The following is a 15163-nucleotide window of genomic DNA, read 5'->3' on the forward strand; positions in this document are numbered from 1 at the left end:
GTTAGAACTCGGCAGCCTCCCTGATACCCTCCTCGATGCGTTTCACGCTCGGGAGGTAGTAGTCCTCCAGCGCGTACAGCGGGTACGGTACGTCGAACCCGGCGACCCGTTTGACGGGTGCCTCCTGGTACAACAGCGCCTCCTCTTGGATGATCGAGGTGATCTCCGCGGCGAGGCCGCCGGATTTGGGTGCCTCGTGGACGACGGCGGCGCGGCCGGTCCGCTCGAACGCCTCGACGATCGCCTCACGGTCCAGCGGCGATATCGTCCGGAGATCGACGACCTCACACTCGATACCGTCTTCCGCGAGGTTCTCCGCGGCCTCAACGGTCCGACGGGCCATTGCGCCGTAGGTGAACACGGCGACGTCCTCGCCCTCGCGACGGGTGGCCGCCTCGCCGAGCGGAACCGTGTACGGCTCGTCGGGCACCGCCTCGCGGAAGGCCCGATAGACGAGCTTCGGTTCGAGGAAGACGACCGGGTCGGGGTCACGTATCGCCGAGGCGAGTAACCCCTTGGTGTCGTACGGCGTCGACGGCATAACGACCTTGAGCCCAGCCTCGTGGGCGTAGAACGCCTCTTTCGACTCGGAGTGGTGTTCGGGCGCGCGGATCCCGCCGCCGTAGGGTGCACGCAGCGTCATCGGCAGGGTGAATCGGCTCCGCGTGCGGGTTCGGAACCGCGCCATATGCGAGACGATCTGGTCGTAGCCGGGGTACATGAACCCGGAGAACTGTATCTCCGGGACCGGGCGCATCCCCATCGCGGCCATCCCGACCGCACAGCCGATGATGCCGGACTCGGCGAGCGGGGTGTCGACGACGCGGTCGCCGCCGAACTCGTCGTACAATCCCTCGGTGGCGCGGAAGACGCCGCCGTTCTTGCCGACATCTTGTCCGAGCACGACGACGTCGTCGTCTCGGGCCAGCTCCGTGTGTAACCCGTCCCGTACCGCCTGTACCAACGTGAGGTTCTGTGTTTCGCTCATTACTCGTGTAAGAAGGCCTCGTCACCGTGTTCCTCGCGGAGCGCCGCGAACCGCTCGTACTGTGCTTCGAGCTCCGGCGGGAGCTCCTCGTAGGCGTGTTCGAAGATCTCCCGCGGGTCGGGCCGCGGGACGCTCTCGGCCGCGTCGATCGCGTCGGCGACCTGCGCCTCGACGCTCGCTTCGACCTCCGCGACCCGCTCGTCGTCGAGGACCCCCGTCGACCGAAGGTACGACTCCAGTCGCGGGATCGGGTCCTTCCGTTTCCACTGCTCGACCTCGTCGTCGTCGCGGTAGACAGTGGGGTCGTCCGCGGTGGTGTGTGCGCCGAACCGGTACTGCACCGCCTCGATCATGGTCGGACGCGGGCGGCCGTCCGGGGGGTCACGCGCCTTCTCGACGGCAGCGCGGGTGGCGCTGTACACCGCGAGCGGGTCCATTCCGTCGACCTGGATCCCCTCGAAACCGTACGCCTGCGCCTTCTGTGCGAGCGTCGCGCTGCGCGTCTGTCGCTCGCGGGGGACGGAGATCGCCCACTGGTTGTTGTTACAGAAGAAGACGTTCGGAGTGTCGAACACGCCCGCGAAGTTCATCCCTTCGTGGAAGTCGCCCTCGCTCGTCGCGCCGTCGCCGAAGTAACAGAGGAACACGTCGTCGTTGCCCTGGAGTTTCGACGCCCACGCCGCGCCGGTCGCGTGGGGGACCTGCGAGGCGATCGGGACGGCGACGGGGAAGACGTTCGCGTCCTCGGGGACGTTGTTGCCGTCCTCGTGACCCATCCAGTAGAGGAGCGTCTTTTTCAGCGGGACACCGCGGACGACGGCCGCACCGTGTTCGCGGTAGGAAGGGACGATCCAGTCGTCCTCGGCGAGTGCGAACGCCGAGCCGATCTGTGCCCCTTCCTGGCCGGAGAGTGGGGGATACGTTCCCATCCGGCCCTGTCGCTGGAGGCTCACCGCCCGGCCGTCGAAGTGACGGGCGAGTCGCATCTGTCGGTACATGTCGACGAGCGTCTCGTCGTCGAGATCCGGCACGTCGCCGACGACCTCGCCGTCCTCGTCGATGACGCGAACCGGGTCGTCGAACGCTCTATCGAACACGCTCACAGTCGAACCCACCTGTTCATATGCGAACTGTCCGACGCCCGGGTAATATGGCTTTCGTAAAAGATTTATTATGGGCAGAAATAGGCCACCAGTTCAGGTAACTGTCCAGTAGCAAATGCGATAATCGAACGTTTTTGAATCTTGAGCCGGGTATCCGGCAATATTTTCGTCGAGATCGCCGATTCGGCGAACAGTAATGGACAAACAGGAAGGTTTCTCGTCGGATCGGAACCGCGGGCGGCGTCGGGGAGGAGGAAAAATGAGTGGATCAGGGTGTGTGGAGTGAGTGTTTCGAGAGGGAGGAGACCGGCTCTATCGGGACGTGCGTGTGTAGTTCGGCCCCGAACACGTCCCGTTCCTACCGAAGCCAGACACCAGCGACACACGTCACGACGCCGGCGATAAGCGGTGTGACGTTGACGATGGCGTCCCCTTCGGTCGGCGCGACGATTTCGGGCAGGATCACCGCGTGCCATGCGAGGGCCGGTACATCGAGGAACGGGGCGAAGAACGACCAGAAAGCGAGGATCCCGAGGGCGAACAGTGCATAGCTAACAAGGCTACGGAGGACACCCCCAACGCGACGTATCGGACTCCTCTCACTGGTCGTCTCGCTCTCCACGTCGTAGTCCATATGTCGAGACCGGCACGGAAATAAAAAAGTTTGATCGAAGAACCCCACTGCTCAGGCGTATAACTCTACTATCCGTTACTTCAAGTGGAGACCTCAGGATAAGCAGTTCACGACGCCCGTCTTCGACCGAGACAGCGACGTCACCCGAGTCGGAAAGAGGGTTCGTCGGGTTCGCCGTCGAGGTCCTCGAGTTGGATCACGTCCTCGTCCTCGTCTTCGAGCTGCTCGCGGAGGTAGTTGACGTAGCGTTTGTGCTCTTCGAGCTGCTCACGGAGGTGGTCGGCTTCGAGCTCGAGCCGCTCGTGTTCGCGGACGAAGCTCTTCGGGACCTCGATCTTCGGCGGGAACGACTCGCCGCTGTCGCCCATACTTTCGAGCTCCGCCTCCGGGATGACACGGACCTGTCCGTCGTGGGCAACGAGCGTGTCCACGTAGTCCCGGAACACGGCCGACAGCGAGATGTCCCGCTCCTCGGCGATATCTCGGAGGGTCTCGAACGCGTCCTCGTTGACGCGGAACGAGATCGTCTTGTTCTTGTTGCCCATTATCGGCCGATCGGCCCGCGTGGTACTTAAGCGTTTGTCAGACGACCGCACACGAGGGGGGGAGACGGACCGCGTTCGGCCCGGATCGAGTCCGGTTACTCGACGCGTTTGACCGCGAGCCCCGCCGCACAGACGCACGTATCGACGCACTTCGGACACTCCTCGACCGGCCGGTCGAACGGCTCGCGGTGGGTCGTCTCGTACCCGTGGCGGTCGAAGAGGCGTTCCGGCGAGTCGTCACCGCCGTGATACCACGAGTCCGCGAGGAGACAGTCCACGCCGTGGTCGCGACCGATCGCCTCGACCCGCTCAAGCAACCGGCTCCCGATCCCCCGCCCGGTCGCGTCGGGCCTGACGTACCCCATCTCGAGGAGGCCGTAGCGATCGGCCGCCGGCAGCAGGTCGGGATCGTCGAAGAAGTACATCTCCTCGGCGACGGCGGCCGGGTCGTCGTACACGTCGACCGCCATCACGCCGAGGATACCGCTCTCGTCCTCCGCGATCCGGACGTGATAGTCCGGGTCGCCGACGCCGGGATCGACGGTGTAGGAGCTCCCCTCGGAGAAGTGCGCGGTGACGAGCGCCTCGATCTCCGCGACGTCCGCCGCCGTTGGCTCCCGAAACGTGATCGACTCCATCGACCCGTTATACGAGCCCCGCGGTGAAATGGATCGCGGGTCGCGTGCCACGCTACGCTTTTACCCGGCCGGAGTGTCATGTTGACACATGGGAGATAACAACACGGAGACGGGTGGCGGATCGCTCTCGCGGCTCGGCCGGGTCGCCGTCGGCGTCGGGCTGGCGGCGCAGGCCTCGGAGGACTTCCGGGAGATGGACGAGACGGTCGAGTACGCGGAGTCGGCGGGCGTACCGATGCCGGACGTGATGGCCCCGTTCGCCTCGGGGATGATGCTCGTCGCGGGCGTCGGGATCGCCCTGTGGCGCGCGCCGCGGATCGCGACCGGCGCGGCGGCGACGTTCCTCGTCGTCGTTACGGCGACGATGCACGACTTCTGGAACGCCGACCCGGAGGACAAAAGCGGCGAGCGACTGGCTTTTTTCGGCAACCTCGCGATGCTCGGCGGGGTGCTCGTCCTCCTGCGAGAGGCGTATAAATAGCCGACGCACGCCGTGGATGACGACTCGCCCTCGCTGCCGGTGCCGAGAGGGTTATTTATAACCGAACGGACGGATACGGAAGTGATGACGGCCACGCGATCCGGCCGGCTCGGTCGTCCGGAGGCTTATAAGTCGCGTACGGGAAGGGACCGAGCCCCCGCGATTGCGGCCTGCGTGCCGGGGACGGATCGTGCGGGGGGCGAGGAGGACGGGAGTGCGCTTATAAGGATACGCGCGCAGCGAGACGCTGCGCCGATGACGGGCCGAACGCTGCGCCGATGACGGGCCGAACGCTGCGCCGATGACGGGCCGAACGCTGCGCCGATGACGGGCCGAACGCTTCGTTCCCGTCGCCGGCGGCTGTGCGGCCGGGGACGAGGTTCGAAGGCGTGAGGCGCGTCGCGATCATCGACGGATCGACTCCGCGGAGGGGGCGGCACCGAGATATAAATAGGGTGAAACCGGATCCGACACCGTGTATGAGCCCTCCCGACGAGCCGAAGAACACGAGCGGTACGGAGCCGGCCTCGGATCGAACCGCGGACTACACCAGGTTCGACCGGACGAGCTTCGTGTTCTTTGCTGCCGTCGTTCTGACGGTCGTTCTCCTCGTGCTCGCTTGGCTAAACGTGTTGGCCGCATCCGGGTTCGACGATCTCGGAGGGGGGCTCGCGTATCTGGTACTCGCCACGTTCGGCAACACGGTGTTGATACTGATCGTCGCCAGCAAGCGCTGAGAACGCTCGTAGTACCTATCTGATCGATCGGCCGCCGAACACGGGCCGCCGAACACCGGCCGCCGAACACCGGCCGCCGAACACCGGCCGCCGAACACCGGTCGACCGTCAGTTCACTCCGCCCGCGGGAGGTGCTCGTTGGTGAACAGCTGCTCGGGCGGCAGCTCGTCGGCGGGGATCGGCTCGCCGTCGAGCGTCGTGAGAACCCCCTCGTCGGCAAGCCACTCGACGAACGCGGCCCACCGCGTCTCGTCCATCACGCCCCACGCGCCGTCGTCGGTGAGATACGCCTCGGAGACGCGCCGCTGGCTCTCGCGGAGGAACTCGGGATCGTCGGCGTCCATCCCGCGCGCAGTCAACCGGAGCAGGTCGGCGGCGGTCTCCGGCTCCTCGGCCGCGAACCGATACCCGCGGGTGGTGGCGTCGAGAAAGTCGGCGAGCCGGTCGTCGTCCGCTTCGATCGTCTCCGGCCGGGCGAGGAGGACGGGCGTGTACCCGTACGGTACGTCGTACTCGTCGAGCCCGAACGCGTCGAGTTCGGTCCCGGCGCGCTCGGCTAACAGCCCCTCCCAGGGCGTGAACACCCACGTCGCGTCGGCGTCACCGTCGAGGAGGGTGTTCGGGATCCCGAGCTTCGGCGGGGTGATCGACTCGAACTCGCCGTCGCCGCCGTCGTTTTCGATCATCCGGGCGACGATGTGATCCTCGAAGCGCGCGTCGTAGGAGGCGTACCGCCCGTCGTCGAGGTCGGCCGGGCGGTCGACATCGCTCTCGGCGAGCGTCACGATCGCGCTCAGGTCGACCTGACACACGGCTGCGACCGCCGTGAGCGACGGGTGCTCCGGGTGTGTCGAGTAGCTGATCACGCTCTCGGAGGGACCGATCGCGAGCGTCGCGTCCCCCGTCGCGACCCGCTTTGCGGGCGTCGTTTCGTAGTCGTCGGTCGCGGGCGAGCGGATCGTAACGTCGAGCCCCCGCTCGTCGTAGTACCCCTCCGCCGCCGCGACGTAGAAGCCGGTGTGGTTCGTGTTGGGTGTCCAGTCGAGGACCAAGTCGATCTCGCGCATCCGTGGATGTTACGACACAGTGATAAAAGTGTGTACTGGTGTCCAGTGTAACGGAACGAGCCGACGGTGTCGCTCTCGCGTTACGCCCGCCAGATCCCCTGACGACCATCGAGCCACGCGACCACGGCGACGTGCGGCAGCGTCATCGCCGCGATGGCGACGAGCGACACCCCGAGCAGGTCGCCGGGAGCCGCCACCCCGTACGGCACCGCGAGTGCGACACCTCCGACGACGCAGAACCCGCCGAGCGTGAGCGGCGCGGCGTCGCGCGCGAACCGGCGGAGCGCCCCGCGGAGGTTCCCGTCGGCGAGTGCGCCGGCCGCCACGTCGTCGAGTAGCACCAGCCGGCCGACGTGACGCAGCGCGTGCCAGAGCGCGAAGTACACCCCGATCGCGAACACCGGTGCGGCGAGCAGGAACCACGCCCACAGCGTGAGCGTCTCGCCGACGTCGCGGAGCCAGCCGCGGCGGGTGGCTCCCTTGCGGACCCGCCACGCCCCGAGCGTGAGCGACACCGTAGTCGCGCTCACCATCGCGACGCCGACCGCGATCCGAACGTCGGACGTGAACACGGGGGCGACCGCGGCAGCCGCGTCGGCGACGAACAGCCCAACGATCCACTCCGCGACCAGCCGGTACTCCCCGGGGTGTGAGAGGAGTGGAACGCCCATCGGGAGGCCGCCGCGGACGACGAGCGTCAGCGCCCGCTCCCACGGCGTCCGCAGGTGCTCGACACCGGCGACGGCGAGTGCAGCGACGTCGCCCTGCCCCCAATGGAGCCACGTGAGGACGATGAACCCGACGAACGCGGCGACCGGCGCGAGGAAGAACCCGGCGACGACCGCGCCGCCGAGAACCGCGTAGACGACGGAGACGGCGACGAGCGACCGGCGGAGCGACACTCCGAACGCCGCCCGCAACGGGACGAGATGGTCGACCGCGCCGTGTGCCATCCCGACGACGAGTGTACCGAGCGCGAACGTCGCGACGCCAACTTCGACCGGAAACAAGGGGGTCACCGCGCCGAGCGGGAGCAGGGCCGCGAGCGCGAGCGCGGGGTAGAACGCGAAGGCTCGGTCCGCACGCGCGGACGCGCCGCGGTCGGCCGGCCAGTCGTCGCGAAGCGACCCCGTCACCGTCCCCGCGGAGGCGGCGGCGTCAGTCATCGGCGGGGTCGAGCGCGTCGAGCGGCGACCCCTCGGCGGCCGCCCGGCGGTCATTCCAGTCGAGCACCCACTCGAACAGGACGAGCCCGTTGATCGTCATCAGGCTCGCCGACGCGAAAAAGAGCATCTCCTCTATCGGGAGCCCGAGCACGGCGACCCCGGTCGTGTACGTGTCGGAGATGATCCACGTTCCCATCTCGATGGCGATCCGGTCGACGACCCAGAAGTAGAGGGAGGGAACGAGCGTCGCGGTCAGCCACACCTCGGGGGTTCGGATCAGGTAGCCGCCGCCGACGCTCCACTGGAGCGCGAGCACCGGCCCGACCCAGGCGATCAGCCCGCCGAGATAGAGGAACGAGTCCCCGAGCGACACGAGCCAGAGCCCGACGACGACCATCGAGAGCCCGACGAGGACCCCCGCAACCCTCGGTTTCCGGTCGAAGTCACCCTCGCGGAACGTCGGGTCGAACCCGAGCCGGTGGAGGACGAACGCGACGATGAGCGTCTGGATCGCGAAGTAGAGGTACTCCCCGAGCGGTATCGACAGCGCCCGAACGAGCACCGCCCCGTCGCCGTACCACCACGCGCCGCGGCGGATCATATAGCTGATCCACGGCGTCGTGTACGCGTACGCGATGGCGACGAGGATCGCGATCCCGATGGTCGCACGGCGACGGCGGCGGGCGTCGTACCGCGGAGCGACGTACCACAGGACCGCGAGAAGCGGGAAACTGAAGACGAGGTGGAACTGCAGGTAAGTCAGGGTTGGGATCATCCGGACACCCCTGCGAGTACGGCCATACCTCGCCCTTCGATCCGGTCCCGAATAAGGATTTACGAGTCGGGCGAACGGCCGACCCGCGGACGAGTTATCTGTTGGTTGATACCACACCGTGTGCTTCCAGTACCTTTCCGAGCCGGTACATCGAGGCGACGACGGCGTCACAGACCGGTCGGACCGCGTCCTTCGGGACGAATCCGACGGCGAGCCCGGCGACCTCCAACATCGGCAGGTCGTTCGCACCGTCGCCAACCGCGACCGTCGACGCCATGGGGACGCCGAGGTCGTCGGCGAGCCCCTCCAGAACGTCGTCCTTCGTCCCCTCGATGAGCGGCCCCTCTGCCTCGCCGGTAAGTTCGCCGTTCGCGACCGGAAGCCGGTTGGCGACGATCGTGTCGACCGCGACGCCCTCGCGTTCCAGTGCGCGCTCGACGCCCCGTTCGAACCCGCCCGTGAGCACCGCGACGTGGTGGCCGTCCTCGCGTAGGCGGCGGATGAGTCGAGCCGCACCCGGTCGGATGCGGACCGCGCCGAACGCCTCCTCGGCGGCCTCCGCCGACAGCCCGCCGAGCAGCTCGGCCCGGCGATACAGGCTCTCCGCGTAGCTGATCTCGTCGTTCATCGCCTGCTCGGTGATCTCGGCGACTTCGTCGGCGACGCCCGCGCGCTCCGCGAGCAGGACCGTCATCTCGGAGTCCGAGAGCGTGCCGTCGAAGTCGAACGCGATGAGGCTCATACCCGGCGTTCGTCGCGGGAGGGTTTGTAACCGCGTGATCGCACGACACGACCCACGGCTTCCGGTGGAGGTCGATCCGGGTCATGTGGGTGACACGCACACCGGCTTCGAAGGCCGTCCGTCCGCGTCCCGGCAACACACGCCGACGTAATCAAGGGACTGCGACCCGATCCGACGAACACGTGTTCAGCCTCAACGTTCCGCTACCGCCCGCTGTGGGTCGGCTCGCGGCCGATCTCTACCCGAAACTTTCGGGTTTCGATCGCGTTCGTGACCGGCACACACTCGTCTGCAAGCGGTTCGGCGTCGACGACATCGGTGGGAGCGCGCCCGATCGACTGCGCCCGCCGAAGTCCGAAGCGGTCGAGACGCTACGCCGCGACCTCGGCGGGCTGCTGTCGGGGACCGTTCCGTTCGAGGTGGCGGTAACCGGGGTCGACGCCTTCGAGACCCCCACGTCAGGTGCCGGACCGGTCGTCTACCTCGTCGTCGAGAGCGACGAGCTCGTCCGACTGCATCGACGTCTGTGTGCCGCCTACGACGCGATCGATGGGATCGAGGGCGACGAGTACGTTCCGCACGTCACGCTGGCGCGGGGCGGGGATCCGGGCCGGAGGGCGCTCCATCGGCTGATCGGGACCGATATCGAGCCGATTCGGTGGCGCGTACACGCGCTCGACCTGTACGACGCCGAGTTCCGGGAAGTCGCCGGGACGGTCACGCTCTGAGCGTGGACCCCTGGGTCGGATCGACGACCTACCGCTCCCGTAGCCGCATCGGCACCGGGTGGTTCGGGTGCATCGTCAGCGAACCGCGAAGCGAGAGTTCCGGGCCCTCGTACTCGAGGGCGTACTCGGAGCAGACGGACGCGAGGATGAGCTTCGCTTCCAGCAGCGAGAACGCCTTGCCGATACAGTGGCGGGGGCCGCCGCCGAACGGGAAGTACGAGAACCGTGGACGGGCGCTCCGCCGCTCCGGGAGCCACCGGTCCGGATCGAACGTGTCGGGGTCGTCGTACCACCGGGAGGACCGGTGGACGACCCACTGTGAACACATCAGCGCGGACCCTTCGGGGATCCGATAGCCGTCGATCTTCACGTCGAGCTTCGGCTCGCGGAACAGCAGGTACACCGGCGGGTACAGCCGCATCGCCTCGTTGAGGACGCGCTCCGTGTACGCCATCTCCCTGACATCGGCGGCGGTCGGCGGCCCGTCCGCGGTCGCGGCGTCGACCTCGCGTTCGACCCGCTTGCGGGCCTCGGGGTGTCGCGAGAGGAGGTAGAACGTGTACGTCAACGCGAGCGCGGTCGTGTCGTGACCGGCCAGCAGCATCGTCACCATCTCGTCCCGAAGGTTCTCGTTCGTCTGCTCGCCACGGTCACGGGCGCGCAACAGCACCGAGAGGAGGTCCATCGGGACGTCCCCGTCGGGATCGCCGGGTGGCCCGGCGACCGCCGTCCCGTTGGGGCCCGCAGGGTCGGCCGCCGGATCGCGTTCGGTCCCCTGTCGGCGCTCGACGATGCCGTCGATCACGTCCTCCAGCGTCCGCACGGCCTCGTCGAACGCGCGGTTCTCGCGGGTGGGGACCCAGTTCGGGATCAGGAAGCGCCGGGGGTCGGGCTCGAACCGCGCGCCGAGCGGTTCGAGGTTCTCCTGAACCGTCGCCACCTCCTCGTCGGTGACGTCCGCGCCGAACATCGCCGAGACGATGATCCGAACGGTGAGCCGAGCGACCTCCAGTTGGATGTCGATCACGTCGTCCGGCTCCCACTCGGCGAGGTGCGACTCGGTGTGGCCGACCATCGTTCCAGTGAGCGCACCGATACGCCGGGTGTGAAACGACGGGTTCGCGAGCGTCCGCTGTTTGCGCCACGTCTCCCCCTCGCTCAACAGGAGTCCGTCGCCGAGCAGTCGCGTCATCGCGTCGTCGCCGAACTGGGGTTTCCGGTACCGCTCCGCCTCGGAGACGAGCACGCGCTCGATGTCGGCGGGGTTGGTGAGCAGGTACGTCTCGCGCGGACCGAGATCGAACCGGACCACGTCGCCGTAGCTGTCGGCGCAGGCACGCATGAACGTGAACGGGTCGTCAGCGAACTGTCGGCCGTTGCCGAACAGGGGGTCGCCGATGGGTCCGGGCGGCGTAACGGACATACGATTTCTGGGGGTTGAGCGTGGTTAAACGTTCGGCGGGGAGAGAAAGAATGATAGGTAATAAATATATATTGCGGGTATGAATGGGCGATATCTCGCCCGACTCCGCCCCCATCTCGTCGGAACGAAGCGGCCGAGACGCCACCTCGCCGCCGGCGTCGCGGTGCTCGTGGTGATCGCGACGACCGGATTCCTGCTCGGAGTCGACGCGGCGCTCTCGCTCGGCTGGATCGCGGTTGTTTTCGGTATTGCGGTCGCGGGCGGTACGTGGGGAGCGGGGTTCATCCTGACGGCCGTCACACTGTGGCTCGTCGGGTTCTGGTGGACGGCGTTTCCGCCGCTCGCTGGCTACCTTACCGGTGGATGGGCTCCCGTGTCTCGATACACCTACCCGCGGACGCTCGATTACGCCGCCGTCTCCGCGCGGGCGGAGCTGGTCGGCGGGATCGAGCAGGGCGTCCGAATCGGCCTCCTGTTCGCAGTGGTTCTCGGAGCGTCGGGATACCTCATCGGGGTCGGCATATCGCGACTGCGGCTGCGGTGAGTCCTCGGATCGGGGTCGTCACTCACGAGTGTCGAGTCGCTCGACCCGCGCGATCAGCTCGTCGACGGCCGCCTCCTGGTCGTCCGTGGCGTCCACGATCCGCGTGGTCGCCACCTCCGTCCGGTCGGAGCGCTCACGAACGGACTCGAGCGTCGCCGTGAGCTCCTCGACGGTCGCCGCCTGGTCGTCCGTGGTCCGCGCGACCTCGGCGACGCCGTCGGCCGCCTCGTCGACCGCGTCCGCGATCGCTTCGAGGGAATCGAGCACCGTCTCGATCTCGTCGCCCGCGTCCTCGATCCGCTCGTGGGAGCGCTCGACCGCCGTCGACGTCTCCGTCGACTGTGCCTGGAGCTCGTCGAGGCTCTCCGTGATCGCCTCGGTGTGTCCCCGCGTCTCGTCGGCGAGCTTCTTTACCTCCTCGGCAACCACCGCGAAGCCGTCTCCGCCGTCACCGGCTCGTGCGGCCTCGATGTTGGCGTTGAGCGCGAGCAGGTTCGTTTGTTCGGCGACATCGGAGATCACCTCGATCACCGCTTCGATGTCGTCCATCCGATCCGACAGCGCGCCGACGCTGTCGACCAGCTCGTCGCCGATCTCGATCACGTCCTCGGTCGCCTCCCGTGCGTCGCCGCTCGCGTCGAGCCCGTCCTCCGCGGCCTCGCGTGCCGCCGACGCCGCGGTGTCGACCTGGTCGGCGGTGGCAGCGACCTCCTCCATTCCCGCCGAGAAGGACTGCATTTCCGAGACACCCTCGGACAACAGCTCGTTCTGCTCGTCGACGTTTTCGGCGATCGTCTCGGCCGCCTCGCTCGCCTCGTCCACCGTGGCGTCGATCTCGCGAGCCTGCGCGTGGACGCTGGCGGAGAGGTCATCGAGGTTCTCCGCCATCCGGTTGACGACGCTGATGACCCGCAACAGGTCGTCGTCGAGGACCTCACACTCCTCGTGACGGACCGCACGAGCGTCGAGATCCCCATCGCCGATCGCCTCCGCAGTCTCCCGGATCTCCGTGACGAGCTTCGAGGTGGCATCGCGCTGGATGACGTTCTCGGTACGGTCGACGACGACCTCCGTGACGCCGACGAGTCCGCCGTCGTCGTCGTACAGCGGCGTCGCCGTGAACTCGATGTGTTTCTCTTCGCCGTGTCGATCGGTCATGGTGCTGGCGTCTCGATACCGCCGACGAGCGCCGCCACGGCGTTCGACGTCGTACACCTCGTCCGCGTCGTCCGGCGCGTCGAGAACCTTGTCGGCGAGGGTGCCCGTCCGCCGACCGTCCGGGTAGAACAGCTCGGAGACGTGTGAGTGACCGATCGCCTCCCCGCGATCGACGCCCGTGAGCGCCGCCATCGGCTCGTTCCACTCCGCGACGGTACCCTCGCAGTCGATGACAAACGTCGGAACGCTGATCGCGTCGAACACCTGCTCGAAGCCCGCGCCGGCGAGCGTCGCCGCGCGGTTGACCCCCCTCTCGTCAGCGACGACATGTGCCGCGCGGTCGGGATCGCCCGCGTCCGGGGCGCTGGCCGAGGCGTCACTCTCCAACGGGTCGTCGACGACGACGCCGCCGTCCGGGACCGACCGCGAGCCCCGTTCCCGTCCGAGCGCGCGACGAATGACCGCTCGAAGTCCCAGCATTGTTGGCTAACCGTCACCGGATCGGATATATAAACGGTCGTCCTCAGGAATCAGTGCTGATAAATTGGGGCACGGCTGGTCCGCCGCCCGCAGCGTTCAAACGCGTCGAACGGATAGATAGAATCGATGGACGCCGAGGCGGTTCGGACGCGTGCGAACGACCTACCTCCGGAGCCGGGGGTGTACCAGTTCCGCGACGGCGAGACGACGCTGTACGTCGGGAAGGCGGTCGACCTCCGCGACCGCGTCAGGTCGTACACGGACCCTCGATCCGGTCGGATCCGCGGGATGGTCGAGCGCGCCGACCGGATCGAGTTCGCCGTCACCGACACGGAGACACAGGCGCTGTTGTTGGAGGCCAACCAGATCAAACGGCTCCAGCCGCGGTACAACGTCCGACTGAAGGACGACAAGTCGTATCCGCTGGTCGCGTTCACCGACCACGAGGTCCCGCGGATCGAGGTCACGCGGGACCCCGAGGAGGGTTCGGTCGCGTACGGGCCGTTCACGAACAAGGGGCGTGTCGACGCCGTCGTGAAGGCGATCCGTGACGAGCACCGGCTCCGCGGCTGTTCGGACCACAAGTACGCGAACCGCGAGCGCCCGTGTCTCGACTACGAGATGGGGATCTGTTCCGCGCCCTGTACGGGAGAGATAGCGACGGAGGCCTACGCGGAGGACGTGGCGGCGGCTCGGCGGTTCTTCGAGGGCGAGACAGGGGTGCTCGCCGATCCGCTCCGGCGGCGGATGGAAACCGCCGCGGAGAACGCGGAGTTCGAGCGGGCCGCGAACCTCCGTGACCGGCTGGCGGCCGTCGAGGCGTTCCACGGCGACGGCGGCGAGGCCGTGAGTGACCGGCGGGACGACCGGACCGTGGACGTGCTCGCGGCCGCCGTCGAGGGCGACGTCGCGCGGGTCGCACGCCTCCACAGCGAGCGTGGCCAGCTCGTCGACCGAGACCGCCACCGACTCGACGCCGCGGTCATGGACGAGGGCGACGACCCGACGCCGAACACCCCGGCGGCCGTCCTGTCCGCGTTCCTCACGCAGTACTACGCCGAGCGGGAGTTCCCGGACGCCGTACTGCTGGCGGAGCGCCCCGACGACGACGTGGTCGACTGGCTCGAAGGAGAGGATGTCGCGGTCCGGGTGCCGGGCGCGGGACGGGAGGCGAAGCTGGTCGAGCTCGCGCTCAAGAACGCCCGAAAGCGCGGCGGGCGAACCGATCCGGTCGGCGCGCTCGGCGAGCGGCTCGGGATCGACCGGCCGGAGCGGATCGAGGGGTTCGACGTGAGCCACGCGTCGGGGACCGCCGCCGTCGGCTCGAACGTCTGTTTCGTCGACGGGAGCGCGGCGACGAGCGACTATCGACGGAAGAAGCTCGCCGACCGCAACGACGACTACGCGAACATGCGCGAGCTGGTCCGATGGCGTGCGACGCGAGCAATCGAGGGGCGCGACGACCGCCCCGATCCGGACCTGTTGCTGATCGACGGCGGCGAGGGACAGCTCGGAGCTGCACGGGACGCGCTCGCGGAGATCGGCTGGGACGTTCCGGTCGTCGCACTGGCGAAGGCTGAGGAGATCGTCGTGACGCCCGACGGCCCCCGTCGCTGGCCCGACGATACGTCCGAACTCCACGTCCTCCAGCGAGTTCGCGACGAGGCGCACCGCTTCGCGGTGCAGTACCACCAGACCGTCCGCGACGAGGTCCGGACGGTGCTCGACGACGTTCCGGGCGTCGGCCCGGAGACCCGGAAGCGGCTTCTCAGGCGGTTCGGGTCGGTCCAGAACGTCCGCGACGCGTCCGTCGAGGACCTCCGCGACGTCGACGGGATCGGGAAGACGACCGCCGAACGGCTCCGCGATCGGTTATAAGTGGCGAGCAGGCGGCGGCATCGGCCCGGGACGACTGCCGCACACCCGTCCCCCGTCCCGGGGCTTCGATCAAGTC

The 15163-nt window shown here is 67.8% G+C and carries 16 protein-coding genes; 5 read left to right on the forward strand and 11 right to left on the reverse strand.

Features of this window, described 5'->3' with window-relative positions; all coding sequences use genetic code 11:
• Window position 1 precedes the first annotated feature (1 nt).
• The 5 genes from ACZ5TV_RS06350 to ACZ5TV_RS06370 all read right to left on the reverse strand — a co-directional run bounded on the left by ACZ5TV_RS06350 (window position 2) and on the right by ACZ5TV_RS06370 (window position 3908).
• Complete coding sequence (locus tag ACZ5TV_RS06350; RefSeq protein ID WP_379780021.1) at window positions 2–988, reverse strand: alpha-ketoacid dehydrogenase subunit beta; 987 nt, start codon at window positions 986–988, stop codon at window positions 2–4.
• Window positions 988–2091 (reverse strand): pyruvate dehydrogenase (acetyl-transferring) E1 component subunit alpha, encoded by a 1104-nt coding sequence (gene pdhA, locus ACZ5TV_RS06355; protein WP_379780019.1) that lies wholly within the window; start codon window positions 2089–2091, stop codon window positions 988–990. The genes ACZ5TV_RS06350 and pdhA overlap by 1 nt, the downstream gene beginning before the upstream one ends.
• 358 nt (window positions 2092–2449) lie before the next feature.
• Entirely contained in the window at window positions 2450–2725 is a 276-nt protein-coding gene (locus ACZ5TV_RS06360; RefSeq protein WP_379780017.1) for a hypothetical protein, read from the reverse strand.
• Between the two features lie 140 nt (window positions 2726–2865).
• Window positions 2866–3270: a CopG family transcriptional regulator gene (locus tag ACZ5TV_RS06365; protein ID WP_066412396.1), complete on the reverse strand. Its 405-nt coding sequence runs from the start codon at window positions 3268–3270 to the stop codon at window positions 2866–2868.
• 95 nt (window positions 3271–3365) lie between these two features.
• On the reverse strand, window positions 3366–3908 hold the full coding sequence (locus ACZ5TV_RS06370; protein ID WP_379780016.1) for a GNAT family N-acetyltransferase: 543 nt from the start codon (window positions 3906–3908) through the stop codon (window positions 3366–3368).
• Window positions 3909–3996: 88 nt separating this feature from the next.
• On the opposite strand from ACZ5TV_RS06370, the gene ACZ5TV_RS06375 reads away from it, so the two are divergent.
• Complete coding sequence (locus ACZ5TV_RS06375; RefSeq protein WP_379780015.1) at window positions 3997–4389, forward strand: DoxX family protein; 393 nt, start codon at window positions 3997–3999, stop codon at window positions 4387–4389.
• A 479-nt stretch (window positions 4390–4868) separates the two neighbouring features.
• On the forward strand, window positions 4869–5126 hold the full coding sequence (locus tag ACZ5TV_RS06380) for a hypothetical protein (RefSeq protein WP_379780014.1): 258 nt from the start codon (window positions 4869–4871) through the stop codon (window positions 5124–5126).
• A gap of 113 nt (window positions 5127–5239) precedes the next feature.
• Here ACZ5TV_RS06380 and ACZ5TV_RS06385 read toward each other — a convergent pair whose 3' ends face one another.
• From ACZ5TV_RS06385 to serB, 4 genes are all read right to left on the reverse strand, one after another.
• Window positions 5240–6193, reverse strand: a complete 954-nt coding sequence (locus tag ACZ5TV_RS06385; RefSeq protein ID WP_379780012.1) for an ABC transporter substrate-binding protein — start codon at window positions 6191–6193, stop codon at window positions 5240–5242.
• A gap of 80 nt (window positions 6194–6273) precedes the next feature.
• Window positions 6274–7359, reverse strand: coding sequence for a Brp/Blh family beta-carotene 15,15'-dioxygenase (locus tag ACZ5TV_RS06390; RefSeq protein WP_464384254.1), 1086 nt, complete (start codon window positions 7357–7359; stop codon window positions 6274–6276).
• Window positions 7352–8134, reverse strand: coding sequence for a lycopene cyclase domain-containing protein (locus tag ACZ5TV_RS06395; protein ID WP_379781465.1), 783 nt, complete (start codon window positions 8132–8134; stop codon window positions 7352–7354). Before ACZ5TV_RS06395 ends, ACZ5TV_RS06390 begins: the two co-directional genes overlap by 8 nt.
• Before the next feature lie 94 nt (window positions 8135–8228).
• Window positions 8229–8876, reverse strand: a complete 648-nt coding sequence (gene serB, locus ACZ5TV_RS06400; RefSeq protein ID WP_379781467.1) for a phosphoserine phosphatase SerB — start codon at window positions 8874–8876, stop codon at window positions 8229–8231.
• Between the two features lie 182 nt (window positions 8877–9058).
• Between serB and ACZ5TV_RS06405 the strand changes: the two genes are divergently transcribed.
• Window positions 9059–9604: a 2'-5' RNA ligase family protein gene (locus ACZ5TV_RS06405; RefSeq protein WP_379781469.1), complete on the forward strand. Its 546-nt coding sequence runs from the start codon at window positions 9059–9061 to the stop codon at window positions 9602–9604.
• 28 nt (window positions 9605–9632) lie between these two features.
• On the opposite strand, the gene ACZ5TV_RS06410 is transcribed toward ACZ5TV_RS06405, so the two are convergent.
• A complete protein-coding gene (locus ACZ5TV_RS06410) occupies window positions 9633–11027 on the reverse strand; it encodes a cytochrome P450 (protein ID WP_379781471.1) in 1395 nt (464 codons plus the stop codon).
• Window positions 11028–11106: 79 nt separating this feature from the next.
• Between ACZ5TV_RS06410 and ACZ5TV_RS06415 the strand changes: the two genes are divergently transcribed.
• Complete coding sequence (locus ACZ5TV_RS06415; RefSeq protein ID WP_379781473.1) at window positions 11107–11571, forward strand: hypothetical protein; 465 nt, start codon at window positions 11107–11109, stop codon at window positions 11569–11571.
• Window positions 11572–11589: 18 nt separating this feature from the next.
• Here ACZ5TV_RS06415 and ACZ5TV_RS06420 read toward each other — a convergent pair whose 3' ends face one another.
• Window positions 11590–13209: a methyl-accepting chemotaxis protein gene (locus ACZ5TV_RS06420; protein ID WP_379781475.1), complete on the reverse strand. Its 1620-nt coding sequence runs from the start codon at window positions 13207–13209 to the stop codon at window positions 11590–11592.
• A 126-nt stretch (window positions 13210–13335) separates the two neighbouring features.
• Between ACZ5TV_RS06420 and ACZ5TV_RS06425 the strand changes: the two genes are divergently transcribed.
• Window positions 13336–15087 carry an excinuclease ABC subunit C gene (locus ACZ5TV_RS06425; protein ID WP_464384255.1) on the forward strand — a complete coding sequence of 584 codons (1752 nt, stop codon included), beginning with the start codon at window positions 13336–13338 and terminating at the stop codon, window positions 15085–15087.
• Window positions 15088–15163: the final 76 nt, after the last annotated feature.

The organism is Halorubrum tibetense (genome assembly GCF_055396225.1).